This is a genomic window from Ancylobacter sp. IITR112, assembly GCF_041415945.1.
In the GTDB taxonomy this organism is placed as follows: Bacteria; Pseudomonadota; Alphaproteobacteria; order Rhizobiales; family Xanthobacteraceae; genus Ancylobacter.
Window position 1 is genome coordinate 2,107,250 of record NZ_JBGCUS010000001.1, and the last position, 19,941, is coordinate 2,127,190.

The window sequence follows — 19,941 nt, forward strand, 5'->3', positions numbered from 1 at the left end:
GCGGGCTCATCCTCGCCGGCGGCACGCTCAAGACCACCGCCACCTTCACCTCGGCGCGCAGCGTGAGCCTCACCGGGGCCGGCACCTTCAGCACCGACGCAGACACCACGCTGACCCTGTCCGGCGACATCACCGGCGCGGGTGCGCTGACCAAGACCGGCGCCGGCACGCTGGTGCTGACCGGCAGCAACGACTATGCGGGCGGCACCACCATCGCCGCCGGCACGCTGCAGATCGGCGACGACGCCAATCTCGGCGACACCGACGGCGGGCTGACGCTCAATGGCGGCACGCTGCAGACCACGGCGGACATCACTTCCGCCCGCGCCATCACCCTCTCCGGCTCCGGCACGTTCCAGACCGACAGCGCGACCACCCTTACCCTGTCCGGCGACATCTCCGGCACGGGTTCGCTGACCAAGACCGGCGCCGGCACGCTGACCCTTTCCGGCACCAACACCTATACCGGCGGCACGACGATCTCCGCCGGCACGCTCGCGATGCAGGCGAACACCGCGCTCGGCACCGGCACGGTGACGTTCAGCAGCAACGCCACCCTCGCCCTCGCCGACACCCTCGCGGTGGCCAATGCGCTGGCGGTGAACAGCAGCGTGACCGCCTCGCTGCAGGTGGCCAGCGGCTCCGCAACCCTCTCCGGCGTGATCTCCGGCAGCAGCGGCGCGGTCACCAAGACCGGCGCGGGAACGCTCACCCTTTCCGGCACCAACACCTACACCGGCGGCACGACGCTGGCGGCGGGCACGCTGGTGATCAGCGCCAACGCCAATCTCGGCAACAACAGCGGCAACCTCACCTTCACCGGCGGTACGCTGCGGATCACCGACAGCTTCACGTCCAGCCGCAAGACCATCCTCACAGGCGACGGCACGTTCAGCATCACTGCCGACGAGACACTCACCTTGTCGGGCGTCATTTCCGGCGACGGGAAGCTGACCAAGGCCGGCGACGGCACGCTGCAGCTCACCGGCGCCAACACCTACACCGGCGAGACCATCGTCGCCGGCGGCACGCTGTCCCTTGGCAGTGGTAGCACGAGTGGCAGCATCGCCGGTTCGGTCAGCGTCGCCAGCGGCGCCACCCTGATGTTCAACCGCAGCAACAATGTAACCTATAATTACGCCATCTCGGGAGACGGTCGCGTCGTCAAGGACGGCAGCAACACGCTGACGCTGAGCGGCGTCAACACCTATGGCGGCGGCACGACCATCGCCAGAGGCACGCTGTCGATCAGCAGCGACGGCAATCTCGGCGACGCCAACGGCGGCCTGACCTTCACCGGCACGGGCGGCAAGCTGCAGACGACAGGGTCCCTCAGCTCCGCCCGCGCGGTAAGCCTCACCGGCTCCGGCAACTTCGCACCGAATACGACCACGACGCTCACCCTGACGGGCGTCATCTCCGGCGACGGCGGCCTCACCATGTCCGGCGCCGGCACGCTGGCGCTCTCCGGCAGCAATACCTACACGGGCGGCACGACGATCTCCGCCGGCACGCTCGCGGTGCAGTCGAACAGCGCGCTCGGCACCGGCACGGTGACGTTCAACAGCAGCGCCACTCTCACCCTCGCCAATAACCTCGCGGTCGCCAATGCGCTGACGGTGAACAGCAGCATGACCGCGTCGCTGCAGGTGGCGAGCGGTTCCGCCACGCTCTCCGGCGAGATTTCGGGCAGCGGCAAGGTCACCAAGACCGGCGCCGGCACGCTGGTGCTCTCCGGCACCAACACCTACACCGGCGGCACCACCGTTTCCGCCGGAACCCTGCAGATCGGCAACAATACAACAACCGGCAGCATTGCCGGCAATGTGGCCATCGCCAGCGGCACCACCCTGGCGTTCAACCGCAGCAATGACCTCACCTATTCCGGAGCCGTCTCCGGTGCCGGCACGCTGCTCAAGAATGGCGACGGGACGCTCACGCTGAGCGGCACCAACACCTATATCGGCGGCACAACGGTTTCCGCCGGCACGCTGCAGATCGGCGAGGGCGGCACCACCGGCAGCATCACCGGCGCCGTCAGCCTCGCCAGCGGCACCACTCTGGCGTTCAACCGCAGCGATGACCTCACCTATTCCGGCACGATCTCCGGCGACGGCACGTTCACCAAGGCCGGCACCGGCACGCTGACGCTGTCGGGCAGCAACACCTACACCGGCGGCACGACCATCGCTGCCGGAACGCTGTCGATCAGCAGCGACGCCAATCTCGGCGACACGGACGGTGGCCTCACCTTCACCGGCGGCACGCTCAAGACCACGGCCACCTTCTCCTCGGCCCGCGCCGTCACCCTCACCGGCTCCGGCACCGTCAGCACCGATGCCGACACCACTCTGACCCTGTCCGGCACCATCTCCGGCATAGGCGGACTGACCAAGACCGGCGCCGGCACGCTCATCCTCACCGGCAGCAACAGCTATAGCGGCGACGACAACGTCGCCAGCGACACCACCCTCGCCGCCGGCACGCTGTCGATCAGCGCCGACGCCAATCTCGGCGATGCGTCGGGGGCGATCATCTTCACCGGCGGCACGCTCGCCACGACGCAGAGCTTCACCTCGGGCCGCCGTGCCGACTTCACCGCCGACGGCGTCTTCGCCGTGGCGGACGAGACGACGCTCACCCTCACCGGCCCCCTCGAAGGCGATGGCGCGCTCGTGGTGGCGGGCGCCGGCACGCTGGTGCTCACCAGCGAGAACACCTATCGGGGCGGCACCGAGCTGAACGCCGGCACGCTCTCGGTCAGCGACAACCTCAATCTCGGCGAGGAGTCGGGTGGGCTGACCTTCAATGGCGGCACGCTCAAGACCACCGCGAGCTTCGAGACCGGCCGCGCCGTCACCCTCACCGGCGCCGGCACATTCAGCACCGATGCGGACAAGACCCTGACCCTGTCGGGCGAGATTTCCGGCGAGGGCGGCCTGACCAAGGCCGGCGCCGGCACGCTGGTGCTGTCGGGCAGCAACGAATATGAGGGCGGCACCGCCATCGCCGCCGGCACGCTGTCCGTCGCCGCCGACGCCAATCTCGGCGCCAGCTCCGGCGCGCTCACCTTCGAGGGCGGCACGCTCGCCACCTCCGCCTCCTTCTCCTCGAACCGCGCGGTCGTCTTCAGCGGCAACGGCACCTTCCAGGTGGCCACCGCCACCACGCTGACGCTGGCCGGCGAGCTCTCCGGCAGCGGTGTCCTCACCAAGACGGGTGCGGGCACCCTCATTCTCACCGGCGCCAATACCGCGCATGATGGCGGCGCCACCATCTCCGCCGGCACGCTGCAGATCGGCGACGGCGGCACCTCCGGCGCGCTGCTGGGCGATATCAGCAATCAGGGCGCCCTCGTCTTCAACCGCTCCGACGACATCACCTTCATCTATGCCGTCAGCGGCTCGGGCTCGCTGACCCAGGCCGGCACCGGCACGCTGACCCTCTCCGGCGACCGAAGCTACCGCGGCGGCACGACCATCTCCGCCGGCACGCTACAGGTCAGCGCCGACGATAATATGGGCAATGACCAGGGCGGGCTCATCCTCGCCGGCGGCACGCTCAAGACCACCGCCACCTTCACCTCGGCGCGCAGCGTGAGCCTCACCGCTGCGGGCACGTTCAGCACCGACGACTCCACCACGCTGACCCTGTCCGGCGAGGTCACCGGCTCCGGCACCCTGACCAAGACCGGCGCCGGCACGCTCACGCTCACCGGCGAGAACAGCTTCACCGGCGCCACCACGGTGTCGGCCGGCACGCTGGCGCTGAGCGGCGGGTCGTCGCTCTCCGACACGGCCAGCCTCACCATCGAGGACGGCGCCAGCGTCACGCTCGGCGAGGACGAGACGGTCGGTTCGCTGGCCGGCGCGGGAAGTCTCTCCCTCGGCAGCAAGACCCTCACCACCGGCGGCGACAACAGCAGCACCAGTTTCTCCGGCACGATCTCCGGCACGGGCGGGCTGATCAAGACCGGCACCGGCACGCTGGTTCTGACCGGCACCAACACCTATTCCGGCGGCACCACGATCAATGCCGGCACGCTGTCGATCGGCGCCGACGACAATCTCGGCGCCACCGACGGCGGCCTCACCCTCGCCGGCGGCACGCTCAAGACCACGGCCACCTTCTCCTCGGCCCGCGCCATCACCCTCACCGGCGCCGGCACCGTCAGCACCGACGCTGAGACCACGCTGACCCTGTCGGGCACCATCTCCGGCATCGGCGGCCTGACCAAGACCGGCGCCGGCACGCTGGTGCTGACCGGCAGCAACAGCTACACCGGCGACGACAACGTCAACGGCAACACCACCATCGCCGCCGGCACGCTCTCGATCAGCGCCGACGAAAATCTCGGCCAGGAGTCGGGGGCGATCATCTTCACCGGCGGCACGCTCGCCACGACGCAGAGCTTCAGCTCGGGCCGCCGTGCCGACTTCACCGCCGACGGCGTCTTCGCCGTGGCGGACGAGACGACGCTCACCCTCACCGGCCCCCTCGAAGGCGATGGCGCGCTCGTGGTGGCGGGCGCCGGCACGCTGGTTCTCACCAGCGAGAACACCTATCGGGGCGGCACCGAGCTGAACGCCGGCACGCTCTCGGTCAGCAACAACCTCAATCTCGGCGAGGAGTCGGGTGGGCTGACCTTCGATGGCGGCACGCTCAAGACGACCGCGAGCTTCGAGACCGGCCGCTCCGTAACTCTCACCGGCACCGGCACCTTCGAGGTGGCCAGCGACACCACGCTGACCCTGTCCGGCGACATCTCCGGCAGCAGTGCCCTCACCAAGACGGGTGCCGGCACCCTCGTTCTCACCGGCGCCAATACCGAACATGATGGCGGTGCCTTCATCACCGCCGGCACGCTGCAGATCGGCGACGGCGGCACCTCGGGCGCGCTGCTGGGCGATATAAGCAATCAGGGCGCCCTCGTCTTCAACCGCTCCGACGACATCACCTTCATCTATGCCGTCAGCGGCTCGGGCTCGCTGACCCAGGCCGGCACCGGCACGCTGACCCTCTCCGGCGACCGAAGCTACCGCGGCGGCACGACGATCTCCGCCGGCACGCTGCAGGTCAGCGCAGACGATAATATGGGCGATGAGGAGGGCGGGCTCATCCTCGCCGGCGGCACGCTCAAGACCACCGCCACCTTCACCTCGGCGCGCAGCGTGAGCCTCACCGCTGCGGGCACCTTCAGCACCGACGCCGACACCTCACTGACCCTGTCGGGCGACATCACCGGCGCTGGCGCGCTCACCAAGACCGGGGCCGGCACGCTCATCCTCACCGGCGACAACGCCTATGAGGGCGGCACGACGATCAATGCCGGCACGCTGTCGATCGGCAGCAACGCCAATCTCGGCGCCACCACCGGCGGCCTCACCCTCGCCGGCGGCACGCTGCAGACCACGGCCACCTTCTCCTCGGCCCGCGCGATCAGCCTCACCGGCGCCGGCACGTTCAGCACCGACGCAGACACCACGCTGACCCTGTCCGGCGACATCACCGGCGCGGGCGGCCTGACCAAGACCGGGGCCGGCACGCTGGTGCTGACCGGCAGCAACGACTATGCGGGCGGCACCACCATCTCCGGCGGCACGCTGGCGATCAGCGCCGACAATAATCTCGGCGACACCGACGGCGGGCTGACGCTCAATGGCGGCACGCTGAACACGACGGCCACCTTCACCTCGGCCCGCACGGTCAGCCTCACCGGCGCCGGCACCTTCAGCACCGACACTGAGACCACGCTGACCCTGTCCGGCGACATCACCGGCACCGGCGCGCTCACCAAGTCCGGCAGCGGCACGCTCATCCTCACCGGCGACAACGACTATGCGGGCGGCACTACCATCTCCGGCGGCACGCTGCAGGTGGCCTCGGACGGCAATCTCGGCGACACGGATGGCGGGCTGACGCTCGACGGCGGCACGCTGAACACGACGGCCACCTTCACCTCCGCCCGCGCGATCACCCTCACCGGCGCCGGCACGTTCAGCACCGACACTGAGACCACGCTGACCCTGTCCGGCGACATCTCCGGCACGGGTTCGCTCACCAAGACCGGGGCCGGCACGCTGGTGCTGACCGGCGACAACGACTACGAGGGCGGCACCACGATCAACGCCGGCACGCTGGCGATCGGCGCCGACAATAATCTCGGCGACAGCGATGGCGGGCTGACGCTCAATGGCGGCACGCTGCAGACGACGGCGGACATCTCCTCGGCCCGCGCGGTCACCCTCACCGGCGCCGGCACGTTCCAGACCGACGCAGACACCACGCTGACCCTGTCCGGCGACATCACCGGCGCCGGCGCGCTCACCAAGACCGGGGCCGGCACGCTGGTGCTGACCGGCAGCAACGACTACGAGGGCGGCACCACGATCTCCGGCGGCACGCTGCAGGTGGCCTCGGACGGCACTCTCGGCGACAGCGATGGCGGGCTGACGCTCGACGGCGGCACGCTGAACACGACGGCCACCTTCACCTCGGCCCGCGCGATCACCCTCGCCGGCGCCGGCACCTTCAGCACCGACACTGAGACCACGCTGACCCTGTCCGGCGACATCACCGGCGCGGGTTCGCTCACCAAGTCCGGCAGCGGCACGCTGGTGCTCACCGGCAGCAACGACTATGCGGGCGGCACCACCATCTCCGGCGGCACGCTGGCGATCGGCGCCGACAATAATCTCGGCGACAGCGATGGCGGGCTGACGCTCAATGGCGGCACGCTGAACACGACGGCTACCTTCACCTCCGCCCGCGCGATCACCCTCACCGGCGCCGGCACGTTCAGCACCGACACTGAGACCACGCTGACCCTGTCCGGCGACATCACCGGCACCGGCGCGCTCACCAAGACCGGCGCCGGCACGCTGGTGCTGACCGGCAGCAACGACTACGAGGGCGGCACCACTGTCTCGGCCGGCACGCTCTCGATCGGCGCCGGCGGTTCGACGGGGTCGCTCACCGGCGACATCGTCAACAATGCCAGCCTGGTGTTCAACCGCTCGGATGCGCTGAGCTACGCCGGCGCGATCTCCGGCTCGGGCACGCTCACCAAGCTGGGCGCGGGCACGCTGACCCTGTCGGGCGAGAACAGCTTCACCGGCGCCACCACCGTGTCGGCCGGCACGCTGGCGCTGAGCGGCGGCGCCTCGCTCTCCGACACCGCCCTCCTCACCATCGCCTCGGGCGCCGGCGTCACGCTCGGCGATGACGAGACCATCGGCTCGCTCGCCGGCGCCGGCAGCCTCGCGCTGGGCAGCCACACCCTGACCCTGGGCGGCGACAATAGCAGCACCGACTTCGCCGGCGCCCTCACCGGAACCGGCGGGCTCACCAAGACCGGCAGCGGCACGCTGACCCTGTCGGGCAGCAGCAGCAGCTTCACCGGCACGCTCGACATCGAGTCCGGCACCCTCGCCCTCACCGGCTCCGTCGGCGGCGGCGCCGGGGTGGCGAGCGGCGCCACGCTGCAGGGCTCCGGCTCGCTCGCCGGCACCGTCTCCGTGGCCGATGGCGGCACCCTCGCCGGCGTGCAGGGCAGCGGCCTCACCATGGGCGGGCTGGTGCTCAATGCCAGCTCCAATGTCGATGTCACGCTCGGCGCCACCAGCGCGGGCGGCGTGTTCACCGTCTCCGGCGATGTGACGCTGGACGGCACGCTCAACGTCACCCAGGACACCGGCTTCGGCGCCGGCATCTACACCGTCATCGCCTATGACGGCACGCTGACCAATAATGGCATGAGCGTCGCCGCGCTCGGCGATGGCTATGTCGGCGGGGTGCAGACCTCGGTCGAGGGCCAGGTCAATCTCGTGGTCGAGGGCACCGACGCCGCGATCCAGTTCTGGAACGGCACCACCACCACGCCGACCCAGACCGTCGAAGGCGGCACCGGCACCTGGACCGCGGCCAGCGGCGATGCCAACTGGACCAACGCCTCCGGCACCATCCCGCAGGCCTGGAAGGGCGGCTTCGCCGTGTTCCAGGGCACCGCCGGCACGGTGACCATCGACACGGATGACGGCGCGGTCGGCGCCGGCGGCATGCAGTTCGTCACCTCGGGCTACACGCTCTCCGGCGACGCGCTCACCCTCACCGGCACCGGCCCGGCGACGATCCGCGTCGGCGACGGCACCGAGGCGAGTTCCACCACCATCGCCACCATCGCCAGCGAGATCGCCGGCACGGTGGGGCTGGAGAAGACCGATTACGGCACGCTCGTTCTCACCGGGACGAACAGCTATGAGGGCGGCACCACGATCACGGCCGGCACGCTGGCGATCGGCGATGGCGGCACCACCGGCTCCGTGCTGGGCGACATCGAGACCAATGCCAGCCTGGTGTTCAACCGTTCCGACGATGTCAGCTTCACCGGCACGATCGAAGGCACCGGCACGCTGACCAAGACCGGGGCCGGCACGCTGGTGCTGACCGGCAGCAACGACTACGAGGGCGGCACCACCATCTCCGGCGGCACGCTGGCGATCGGCGCCGACAATAATCTCGGCGACACCGATGGCGGGCTGACGCTCGACGGCGGCACGCTGAACACGACGGCCACCTTCACCTCGGCGCGCGCGATCACCCTCGCCGGCGCCGGCACGTTCAGCACCGACACTGAGACCACGCTGACCCTGTCCGGCGACATCACCGGCACCGGCGGCCTGACCAAGGCCGGCGCCGGCATGCTGGTGCTGACCGGCAGCAACGACTACGAGGGCGGCACCACCATCTCCGGCGGCACGCTGCAGGTGGCCTCGGACGGCACTCTCGGCGACACCGACAGCGGGCTGACGCTCAATGGCGGCACGCTGAACACGACGGCCACCTTCTCCTCGGCCCGCGCGGTCACCCTCGCCGGCGCCGGCACCTTCAGCACCGACACTGAGACCACGCTGACCCTGTCCGGCGACATCACCGGCACGGGTTCGCTCACCAAGTCCGGCAGCGGCACGCTGGTGCTCACCGGCAGCAACGACTACGAGGGCGGCACCACCATCGCCGCCGGCACGCTGCAGGTCGGCGCGGGCGGTTCGACCGGCTCGATCACCGGCGCCATCGTCAACAATGCCAGCCTGGTGTTCAACCGCTCGGATGCGACAAGCTTCACCGGCGCGATCTCCGGCTCGGGCACGCTCACCAAGCTGGGCGCGGGCACGCTGACCCTGTCGGGCGAGAACAGCTTCACCGGCGCCACCACCGTGTCGGCCGGCACGCTGGCGCTGAGCGGCGGATCCTCGCTCTCCGATACCGCCCTCCTCACCATCGCCTCGGGCGCCGGCGTCACGCTCGGCGATGACGAGACCATCGGCGCGCTCGCCGGCGCCGGCAGCCTCGGCCTCGGCAGCCACACCCTGGCCCTGGGCGGCGACAATAGCAGCACCGACTTCGCCGGCGCGATCGCCGGAACCGGCACGCTCACCAAGACCGGCAGCGGCACGCTGACCCTGTCGGGCAGCAGCAGCAGCTTCACCGGCACGCTCGACATCGAGTCCGGCACGGTGGCGCTCACCGGCTCCGTCGGCGGCGGCGCCGGGGTGGCGAGCGGCGCCACGCTGCAGGGCTCCGGCTCGCTCGCCGGCACCGTCTCCGTGGCCGATGGCGGCACCCTCGCCGGCGTGCAGGGCAGCGGCCTCACCATGGGCGGCCTGGTGCTCAATGCCAGCTCCAATGTCGATGTCACGCTCGGCGCCACCAGCGCGGGCGGCGTGTTCACCGTCTCCGGCGATGTGACGCTGGACGGCACGCTCAACGTCACCCAGGACACCGGCTTCGGCGCCGGCATCTACACCGTCATCGCCTATGACGGCACGCTGACCAATAATGGCATGAGCGTCGCCGCGCTCGGCGATGGCTATGTCGGCGGGGTGCAGACCTCGGTCGAGGGCCAGGTCAATCTCGTGGTCGAGGGCACCGACGCCGCGATCCAGTTCTGGAACGGCACCACCACCACGCCGACCCAGACCGTCGAAGGCGGCACCGGCACCTGGACCGCGGCGAGCGGCGATGCCAACTGGACCAACGCCTCCGGCACCATCCCGCAGGCCTGGAAGGGCGGCTTCGCCGTGTTCCAGGGCACCGCCGGCACGGTGACCATCGACACGGACGACGGCGCGGTCGGCGCCGACGGCATGCAGTTCGTCACCTCGGGCTACACGCTCTCCGGCGACGCGCTCACCCTCACCGGCAGCGCGCCGACCAAGATCCGCGTCGGCGACGGCACCGAGGCGAGTTCCACCACCATCGCCACCATCGCCAGCGAGATCGCCGGCACGGTCGGCATGGAGAAGACCGATTACGGCACGCTGATCCTCACCGGCACGAACAGCTATGAGGGCGGCACCACGATCACGGCCGGCACGCTGGCGATCGGCGATGGCGGCACGACCGGCTCCGTGCTGGGCGACATCGTCAACAATGCCAGCCTGGTGTTCAACCGCTCCGACGATGTCAGCTTCACCGGCACGATCACCGGCACCGGCACGCTGACCAAGCTGGGCGCCGGCACGCTGGTGCTCACCGGCAGCAACGACTATGCGGGCGGCACCACCATCTCCGGCGGCACGCTGGCGATCGGCGATGGCGGCACGACGGGGTCGATCCAGGGCGATGTGGTCAACAATGCCCTGCTGGCGTTCAATCTCTCCAGCGACACCAGCTTTGCCGGGGCGATCTCCGGCACCGGTTCGCTCACGCAGATGGGCACGGGCACGCTGACCCTCACCGGCGCCAACAGCTATGAAGGCGGCACCACCATCGCCGCCGGCACGCTGCGTGTGCTTTCCGCGCAGGCGCTCGGCACGGGCGGGCTCACCATTGAGCGCGGAGCGACGCTGCAGGCCAGCGACAGCTTCACCTTCGCGGGCGGCGTGGTCCTGTCGACCGCGACCAGTTCGCCTGCGGACGCGGCGATCGAAGTGGATGGCGGAGAGACGCTGATCGTCTCCGGCGTCATCTCCGGCGGCGGCGGCCTGGAGAAGACCGGCACCGGCACGCTGATCCTGACGGGGGAGAACAGCTTCACCGGCATCACCACCATCTCCGCTGGCACGCTGCAGATCGGCGATGGCGGCACCACCGGCATGATCAGCGGCGACATCGTCAACAACGCCAATCTGGTGTTCAACCGCTCGGACACCTACACCGTGGCCGGCGACATCACCGGCACCGGCACGCTGACCCTGAGCGGCGGCGGCACGGCCTTGTTCGCCGGCTCCGTCGCAGGCACGGTCACGCTGGAAGATACCGGCACGGTTCTCGCCCTCGACACGTCTTCCGAGGCGAACTTCGTGGTGGATTCCGGCGCCGTGCTCAGCGGTTCGGCGACGATCGGCGGCCTGACCGTCAATAGCGGCGGCACCGTGTCGCCGGGCTATTCGCCGGGCACGCTCACGGTCAACGGGCCGGTCGTCTTCAACACGGGCTCGATCTATGCCGTCGACGTGACGCCGGAGGGCGCGCATGACCTCATCGTCGCCTCCGGCAATGTGACGCTGTCCTCCGGGGCGAGCGTCAAGGTGACGGCGGCGGCGGGCACCTATGACCGGCAGGACACGCTCACCATCCTCACCACATCGGGCACGCTGACCGGCACATTCGGCAGCGTGACCTCGAATTACGCCTTCCTGCGGCCGACGCTGACCTACGACACGCAGAACGTCTATCTGAACCTCGTCTATACCGGCACCGACTTCGTCGCCTACGCCAACACGCCCAACCAGGCGGAAGTCGCGGTGGCGGCGCAGGCCCTTGGCGAAGGCAATGCGGTGTATGAGGCGATCGTGATGCTGCCGGAGGCGGCGGTGGCGCCGGCCTTCAACCAGCTCAGCGGCGAGATCTACCCCTCCGTCAACACCGTCATCCAGCAGGAAAGCGTCTTCCTGCGCGATGCGGTCGGCGCCCGGCTCCGCCAGGCCGATGTCGGCGGCGGCGGCAGCGCCCTGTCCTATGCCGCGCAGGCGGCGGGCCCGGCAACGGCCGCGCTCAGCCGGGAACTCACCCCGGTGCTGTGGGCGCAGGGCTATGGCGCCTGGGGCGACGCCTTCGGCAATGGCAATGCCGCCACCATCTCCTCCTCGATCGGTGGCTTCCTCGGCGGCGTCGACGCGGCGATCGCCGACAATGTCCGCGCCGGCGTGGTGGCGGGCTACAGCCGCTCGACCTTCGAGGTCGAGGGACGCTCCTCCTCCGGCTCGATGGACAATGTCGATCTCGGCGTCTATCTCGGCGCCCGGTTCGGGGCGCTGGGGCTGCGCGGCGGCGCGTCCTATAGCTGGCACGACATCGACGTGGAGCGCACCGTCGCCTTCTCCGGCTTCGCCAATGCCGAAGACGCGAGCTACATGGTCGGCACCACGCAGATCTTCGGCGAAGCCAGCTACCGCATGGCGTTTGCCGGCTATGAGCTGGAGCCTTTCGCCGGCCTTGCCTATGTCAGCGTGGCCGGAAGCTCGGCGAGCGAGAGCGTTCTCACCGCAGCGGGGCTCGCCGTGGATGTTCACGGGCAGGACACCTTCTACTCGACGCTCGGCGCCCGGCTCGCGACCTCCTTCGAGGTGGGCGGCCGGACCCTGACGCCGAGCGCGACGCTCGGCTGGCAGCACGCTTTCGGCGACACCTCCTCCTCGGCGACGATGCGCTTCCTCTCCGGCACCACGCCGTTCGAGATCCAGGGCGTGCCGATCGAGCAGGACACGCTCATCGTCGGTGCCGGCCTCGCCTATGGCCTGTCCGACGCGGTGACGCTGCAGGTCAACTATGCCGGCCAGCTTGGCGCGACGGCGAGCCAGAATGCGTTCTCCGCCCAATTCTCGGTGAGGTTCTGACCGCATGTTCCGGCCGGCCTCGCAAAATCCGTTGGCGGCGCCACGGTGCCGCTTTCCGTCGCGCGCGTTCGGCGCCATCCTACCGTCTCCGCCCCCGCGCGGCTGCGGCGGGGTTCCGTGTCCAACGCCTCTCCCTTCCTCGCCTTTACGAAAGAGCACAGACATGCATGCGAGCTTGAACATGGTCGGCGCCGTCCTTCTGGCTGGCGTCCTCGTCGGCGGCCCCGCACAGGCTCAGCAGACGCCTGCCGCCACCGCGCCGGCCACGCAGCCCCGCCCCGCGGCAACGCGCCCGGCGCCCGCGGCCGCGCCGGCCGCCGCCGACGCTTCCCAGCCGGTCGAGACCACGGCGACCTATCAGGACTGGCTGATGCGTTGCGTCACCCCGGAAGACCAGGCCAAGGCCTGCGAAATCATCCAGAAGCTGCAGGTCCAGGGCCAGGGGCTGGTGGCGACCATCGCCGTCGGCCGGGCGGACGCCAAGGCGCCCATGCTCATCGTCATCCAGGTGCCGCAGGGCGTCTGGCTGCCCGCCGGCATCAGCCTGCAGATCGGCGACAAGGGCAAGCCGCTTGACCTCGAATATAAGCGCTGCGGGCAGGTCTGCGTCGCCGAGGCCCAGCTCGATGCCGCGACGGTGCAGGCCATGAAGTCCTCCGCCGAGGCCGGCAGCTTCACCTTCCAGGATGGCGCCCAGCGGGATGTGAAGCTGCCCGTGTCGTTCAAAGGCTTCGCGCCCGCGCTTGACGCCAGCCTCAAGCCCTGATTCCGGGCCAACATCGCCGCAGCCGATCCGGCTGCGGCGTTCCCTCCTCTCGACGAAAGCTTCCTTCCATGTCGACTGGCACGTCCAATCCTGCACCCGGGCTTCCGCCCTTCTACGGTTCCCCCGCGCTTGTGCGCTTCCCCGATCATCGCCTGATCGGGCTGCGCGACGGCGTGGATTTCGGCTTCGCCCGCGCGGCGGCGGCGATCCCGCTGGTCGCCCCCGAGTTCGTCCATGCGCTGAGCAGCTACCCCATCGTCTTCTCGACCGAGGAAGGCGCGGCGCCCCTCGCCGTGACCGGCTTGACGGCGGGCGAAAACCTGTTCGTGCGCGCCGATGGCGGCTGGACGGAAGGCGACTATGTGCCGAGCTATGTGCGGCGCTATCCCTTCATCGGCATGACGCCGGCCGAGGGCGAAGCAATGCTGCTGGGGCTCGACCTTTCCGCCGCGCAGGTGAGCACCGATGTGGTCCGCGACGGCGCCCGCGCGCTGTTCGACGAGGACGGCACGGCCAGCGAGACCGCCAAGGCGGCCATCGCCTTCTGCGAGGCCTATGCGGTGGAACATGAACGCACGCGGGCCTTCGGTGCGGCGCTGGAAGCGGAAAACCTGCTGGTGTCACGCGAGGCCCGCGTGACACTGCCGGACGGGACGGAGAAGCTGATTCAGGGTTTCCGGCTGATCGACGAGGCGGCGTTCCGCGCCCTCTCCGGCGCGACGCTGGAGAGCTTCCACACGAATGGCTGGACCGATCTCGTCATCCTGCACCTCGCCTCGCAGCAGTCCTGGCGCCGGCTCGCCAACCGCGCCTTCCCCGCCGCCTGACGGCAGGCGGGCGCGCAGACGACCGACCAGACGGGCGGCGCCGCCGCCCGTCACCGGCACCCGGCAGAGGCGGACATTGAGGCTGTGGCAGATGCCGTCCTCTTGCTCTTGCCTGATAATGCGGGAGCGGCGCTCGCGGGGTTGCCACCTGCCGCGGAGCGGCGGCCCTCATGAGCCGGCCGGGGCTACGCCTCTTCCGGCGCAGGCGGCTGGGCAAGTTCGCCGGCGGCAATATCAGCGCTGCGCCGCACCGCATGCGGCCCTTCTTCATCCCTCGCCATGGCGCGGATGCGCTTGCCGATCTGCGGATGCCGCCGGATGACTTCGGCCAGCGCTTCCGCTTCGAGCATCAGCAGCATGCAGCGGCCGCGGGCCCGTGCGGTGGCGGCGCGGTGGGTCTGGTGCAGCAGCGCCATCTCGCCGAAGAACTGCCCCTCGCCCAGAACATGGGTGCTGTCGGCGAATTCCAGTTCGACCTCGCCCGAGGCGATGAAATACATCGACCGCGCCACCTCGCCGCGGCGGGCGATCACCTCGCCGGGCTGCGCGGTATGGGCGGAGAGCATCTTGTGGATCTCGCCGATGCCGGCCGCGTCGAGATCCGCGAACAGCGGCACCCGCGCCACCATGCCCCAGGTGATGACGAAATCGCGCCGCTTGATCACATCGACGAAGGAGGTGGCGATGATGCCGACCGGCAGGGCGATCATGACGATGCCCGTCACCATGGTGAGGCTGGCGATGATCCGCCCCGCAGTCGTTACGGGATAGACATCGCCATAGCCGACCGTCGTCACCGTCGCCATCGCCCACCACATCGCCGCCGGGATCGAGCCGAGATGCTCGGGCTGGACATGCCCCTCGGCGACATACATGGCCGAGGCGGCGACGAGAACGGCGGCGGAGAGCAGCCAGAAGCACGCCATCAGCGCCTGGCTCTCGCGGTGCAGCACTTCGAGCAGCGACTGCATGCCCGGCGAGTAGCGCACCAGCTTGATGAAGCGCAGCAGGCGGAAAATCGCCAGGGTGACGAGATTGACGCCGAACAGCGCCGAGACGACGAAAGGCAGCCAGGCGATGAGATCGACGATCGCCACAGCGGTACAGGCATAACGCAGCCGCGCCCGCCACGGAGCCAGGCCGCGATAGCGCGGATTCTCCGGCGCCACCCACAGGCGCAGCACATATTCGAGCGCGAAGACGAGCAGCGACAGCCGCTCGAAGGCGAGAAAGGCGCGGTAGTCGCGCAGATAGAGGCTCGGCACCGTTTCCAGCACGGCGACGATGACATTCAGCACGATAAGCGCCACCAGGCCGATTTCGACCCGATGGGCGATGCGGTCATGCGCGGCATCGCGTTCCAGAATCTCATAGCCGCGCCGGCGCCGCGCGCGCCAGACCGATGCCGGGGCTCCGCTCTCCTGCCTGCGTGCCGCCATGAACGGCCACTCCCCCACCGCCCGACGCGATCAGCCGGCCAGTGCGCTCTCGATGGCCGCCAGCGCCTCCGCCGCCCGGGCGCCATCCGGCCCGCCCGCCTGCGCCATGTCGGGCCGTCCGCCGCCGCCCTTGCCGCCCAGCGCCTCGGCACCGCGCCGCACCAGCGCCACCGCGTCGAAGCGGCCGGTCAGGTCCTCGGTGACGCCGACCACGAGGCCGGCGCGGCCATCCTCGGTGACACCGACAATGGCCACCACGCCGGAGCCGATCCGCTTCTTGCCCTCGTCGACGAGGCTTTTGAGGTCCTTCGGCTCGACGCCCGCGACCTCGCGCGCCAGCAGCTTCACGTCGCCGACGCTGCGCACCGGCTCTTCCGCGCCGGCGCCGCCGCCCATGGCGAGCTTGCGCCGCGCGTCGCCGAGCTCGCGCTCGAGTTTGCGGCGCTCCTCCACCAATTGGGCGATCCGCGCCTCCACCTCGCCGACCGGCGCCTTCAGCAGGCCAGCGGCTCCCTGCAGCGCCTGGCGATCCGCCGTCAAGGCGTGGCGGGCGGCGTCGCCGGTCATCGCTTCGACGCGCCGCACGCCGGCGCCGACGGCGGACTCGCTGACCACGCTGATGAGGCCGATATCGCCGGTCCGGCCGACATGGGTGCCCCCGCACAGCTCGATCGAATAGGGCGCGCCATTGCCCGGATCCGTCCCCATGCTGACGACACGCACCTCCTCGCCATATTTCTCGCCGAACAGCGCCCTGGCCCCCGAGGCGATGGCATCGTCCACCGCCATCAGACGGGTGACGACCGGCTCGTTGCGCAGCACGATGCGGTTGGCCATATCCTCGACCTGCCGCAGCTCGGCCTCCTCCACCGGCTTGGGGTGGGAGAAATCGAAGCGCAGGCGGTCGGGCGCGACCAGCGAGCCCTTCTGCGCGACATGGTCGCCCAGCACCCGGCGCAGCGCCTCGTGCAGCAGATGGGTCGCCGAATGGTTGGCGCGGATCGCCTGCCGCCGCCCGGCATCGACCGTCAGCGCCAGCGCGCTGCCGACCTTGAGGGTGCCGCTTTCCACCTCGACCTCATGGACGAAGATGTCGCCGAGCTTCTTCTGCGTGCCGACGACGCGGGCGCGCAGGCCATCCTCGCCGGTGAGCGTTCCGGTGTCGCCGGCCTGGCCGCCGGATTCGCCGTAGAATGGCGTCTGGTTCACCACGACAAGCCCGGTGGCGCCGGCAGCGAGCTGCGCGACCTGCCGGCCTTCGGCGACCAGCGCGGTGACGGTCCCCTCGGCACTCGTCGTATCGTAGCCGAGGAACTCGGTCGCGCCAGCATCCTCGCGCACCGCGAACCACACCGTGTCGGTCGCCGCCTCGCCGGAACCGGACCAGGAGGCGCGGGCCTCCGCCTTCTGCCGCGCCATGGCGGTGTTGAAGGCCTCGACATCGACGCCGACGCCGCGCGCGCGCAGCGCATCCTCGGTGAGGTCGAGCGGGAAGCCATAGGTGTCGTAGAGCTTGAAGGCGGTTTCGCCGGAGAATTTGGCGCCCGACTGAAGGCCCTCGCTCTCGGCTTCGAGGATCGAGAGGCCGCGCTCCAGCGTCTTGCGGAAGCGGGTTTCCTCCAGCCGCAGCGTCTCGACGACGAGGGATTCGGCGCGCACGATTTCAGGGAAGGCGCGCCCCATTTCGCGCACCAGCACTGGCACCAGCCGGTGCATCAGCGGGTCGCGGGCGCCCAACAGTTGGGCATGGCGCATGGCGCGGCGCATGATGCGGCGCAGCACATAGCCGCGCCCTTCATTGGAGGGCAGCACGCCATCCGCCACCAGGAAGGTGGACGCGCGAAGATGGTCGGCGATCACCCGGTGGCTGGCCTTTTGCGGGCCGTTGGCGGGCACGTCGGTGAGTTCCTCCACCGCGCCGGTGAGCGCCCGCATGAGGTCGATCTCGTAATTATCGTGCGTGCCCTGCAGCACGGCGGAGATGCGCTCCAGGCCCATGCCGGTGTCGATGGACGGGCGCGGCAGACGCACACGCTCGCCGCCCGGCAGTTGCTCGAACTGCATGAAAACGAGATTCCAGATCTCGATGAAACGGTCGCCATCGGCATCGGGCGAGCCGGGAGGGCCGCCGAAAATGTGCGGGCCATGATCGTAGAAGATTTCCGAGCACGGGCCGCAGGGCCCGGTATCGCCCATCTGCCAGAAATTGTCCGAGGTGGCGATGCGGATGATGCGCTCGTCGGGGAGACCGGCGATGCGTTTCCACAGCCCGAACGCCTCGTCATCCTCGTGATAGACGGTGACGAGCAGCTTCTCGACCGGCAGTTCGAATTCGCGCGTGATCAGGTTCCAGGCGAATTCGATGGCATTCTCCTTGAAATAGTCGCCGAAGGAGAAATTGCCGAGCATCTCGAAGAAGGTGTGGTGACGCGCGGTGTAGCCGACATTGTCGAGATCATTGTGCTTGCCGCCGGCGCGCACGCATTTCTGCGAGGTGACCGCCCGCGAATAGGGCCGCTTCTCGACGCCGGTGAAGACGTTCTTGAACTGCACCATGCCGGCATTGGTGAACATCAATGTCGGATCGTTGCGCGGCACGAGCGGGGAGGAGTCGACCACCTGGTGCCCGTTGCGGGCGAAATAGTCGAGGAAGGTCGCGCGAATCTCGTTTACGCCGCTCATGAACCCGGGTCCGCCGATGCTGGATAGCAGCGCCGCGAAGGGCGCCGACCCGCACCGTCCGGCGCGGGCGAAACGGTTCTAACGACGCATCAACACCTTGTCCAGAAAGCAGCGGGGCGTCGTCCCCGCCGCGCTGCAGCACATGCCGACCGGCTGCGGCGGCGAGGCAAAGCTGCCTTGCGCCACCCGGCCGCCGGTCACTCGCCGTCGCTATCCTCGCTGTCTTCCGCGCCGGCCAGGATCTGCTCGGCGATGAGGCCGGCATTCTGGCGGATCGTCGCCTCGATACGGCCGGAGATCTCCGGGTGCTGGCGCAGGAAGGTCTTGGCGTTTTCGCGGCCCTGTCCGAGGCGCTGACTGTCATAGGAGAACCAGGCACCGGACTTCTCCACCACCCCGGCCTTGACGCCGAGATCGATGAGCTCGCCCATCTTGGAGACGCCCTCGCCATACATGATGTCGAACTCGACCTGCTTGAAGGGCGGCGCCAGCTTGTTCTTCACCACCTTGACGCGGGTCTGGTTGCCGACAACCTCCTCGCGCTCCTTGATGGCGCCGATGCGACGAATGTCGAGGCGGACCGAGGCATAGAATTTCAGTGCGTTGCCGCCCGTCGTGGTTTCCGGGCTGCCATACATCACGCCGATCTTCATGCGGATCTGGTTGATGAAGATCACCATGGTGTGCGAACGGTTGATCGAGGCGGTGAGCTTGCGCAGCGCCTGGCTCATCAGGCGTGCCTGCATGCCCGGCTGGTTGTCGCCCATCTCGCCGTCGAGTTCCGCCCGCGGGGTGAGCGCGGCGACCGAATCCACCACCAGCACATCCACCGCGCCGGAGCGCACCAGCGTGTCGGCGATCTCCAGCGCCTGCTCGCCGGCATCGGGCTGCGAAATCAGCAGATTGTCGAGATCGACGCCGAGCTTGCGGGCATAGATCGGGTCGAGCGCATGCTCGGCGTCGATGAAGGCGCACACCCCACCCTTCTTCTGCGATTCCGCGATGGTGTGCAGGGCGAGCGTGGTCTTGCCCGAGGATTCCGGCCCGAAAATCTCGATGACGCGCCCGCGCGGCAGGCCGCCAATGCCGAGCGCGATGTCGAGCCCGAGCGACCCGGTGGAGACGGTCTCGATCTCCATGATCTTGTCGTTCTTGCCCAGGCGCATGATCGAGCCCTTGCCGAAATGGCGCTCAATCTGGGTCAGGGCGGCGTCGAGCGCCTTGGACTTGTCCATGGAAGATCCTTCAACGAGTCGCAGAGTCGATTGAGTCATTGCCGGGCTCCGGGCTGGGCGCAAGGGAAAAGGGCGGCGGACGGATCGTTACTCGACTTGTACCCTTTTTGTTCGATGTTCGCAATATGTTCCGCCCGATTGGCCGCACAATCC

The 19,941-nt window shown here is 69.3% G+C and carries 6 protein-coding genes (1 of these 6 running past the window's edge); 3 read left to right on the forward strand and 3 right to left on the reverse strand.

Annotated features, from left to right (window positions below; all coding sequences use genetic code 11):
• The 3 genes from AAC979_RS10185 to AAC979_RS10195 all read left to right on the forward strand — a co-directional run.
• Nucleotides 1–12,839 carry the 3' portion of an autotransporter-associated beta strand repeat-containing protein gene (locus AAC979_RS10185; protein WP_371346715.1) on the forward strand. 5,311 nt of this gene lie to the left of the window's left edge, so the window shows 12,839 of its 18,150 coding nt (coding positions 5,312–18,150); its start codon lies beyond the left edge, outside the window; its stop codon occupies nucleotides 12,837–12,839.
• Nucleotides 12,840–13,002: 163 nt separating this feature from the next.
• Entirely contained in the window at nucleotides 13,003–13,605 is a 603-nt protein-coding gene (locus AAC979_RS10190; RefSeq protein WP_371346716.1) for an invasion associated locus B family protein, read from the forward strand.
• 68 nt (nucleotides 13,606–13,673) lie between these two features.
• Entirely contained in the window at nucleotides 13,674–14,432 is a 759-nt protein-coding gene (locus tag AAC979_RS10195) for a SapC family protein (RefSeq protein WP_371346717.1), read from the forward strand.
• Nucleotides 14,433–14,617: 185 nt separating this feature from the next.
• On the opposite strand, the gene AAC979_RS10200 is transcribed toward AAC979_RS10195, so the two are convergent.
• The 3 genes from AAC979_RS10200 to recA form a co-directional block, all read right to left on the reverse strand.
• On the reverse strand, nucleotides 14,618–15,871 hold the full coding sequence (locus AAC979_RS10200) for a cyclic nucleotide-gated ion channel (protein WP_371346718.1): 1,254 nt from the start codon (nucleotides 15,869–15,871) through the stop codon (nucleotides 14,618–14,620).
• Nucleotides 15,872–15,901: 30 nt separating this feature from the next.
• Nucleotides 15,902–18,553: an alanine--tRNA ligase gene (alaS, locus tag AAC979_RS10205; RefSeq protein WP_371346719.1), complete on the reverse strand. Its 2,652-nt coding sequence runs from the start codon at nucleotides 18,551–18,553 to the stop codon at nucleotides 15,902–15,904.
• Between the two features lie 197 nt (nucleotides 18,554–18,750).
• Nucleotides 18,751–19,827, reverse strand: a complete 1,077-nt coding sequence (recA, locus tag AAC979_RS10210) for a recombinase RecA (RefSeq protein WP_371346720.1) — start codon at nucleotides 19,825–19,827, stop codon at nucleotides 18,751–18,753.
• Nucleotides 19,828–19,941: the final 114 nt, after the last annotated feature.

What these genes read in the sequence shown, in the direction of transcription:
- alaS (WP_371346719.1), bottom strand. Translation starts at nt 18,553, where the DNA reads ATGAGCGGCGTAAACGAGATTCGCGCGACCTTCCTCGACTATTTCGCC.
- AAC979_RS10190 (WP_371346716.1), top strand. Translation starts at nt 13,003, where the DNA reads ATGCATGCGAGCTTGAACATGGTCGGCGCCGTCCTTCTGGCTGGCGTC.
- AAC979_RS10195 (WP_371346717.1), top strand. Translation starts at nt 13,674, where the DNA reads ATGTCGACTGGCACGTCCAATCCTGCACCCGGGCTTCCGCCCTTCTAC.
- recA (WP_371346720.1), bottom strand. Translation starts at nt 19,827, where the DNA reads ATGACTCAATCGACTCTGCGACTCGTTGAAGGATCTTCCATGGACAAG.
- AAC979_RS10200 (WP_371346718.1), bottom strand. Translation starts at nt 15,871, where the DNA reads ATGGCGGCACGCAGGCAGGAGAGCGGAGCCCCGGCATCGGTCTGGCGC.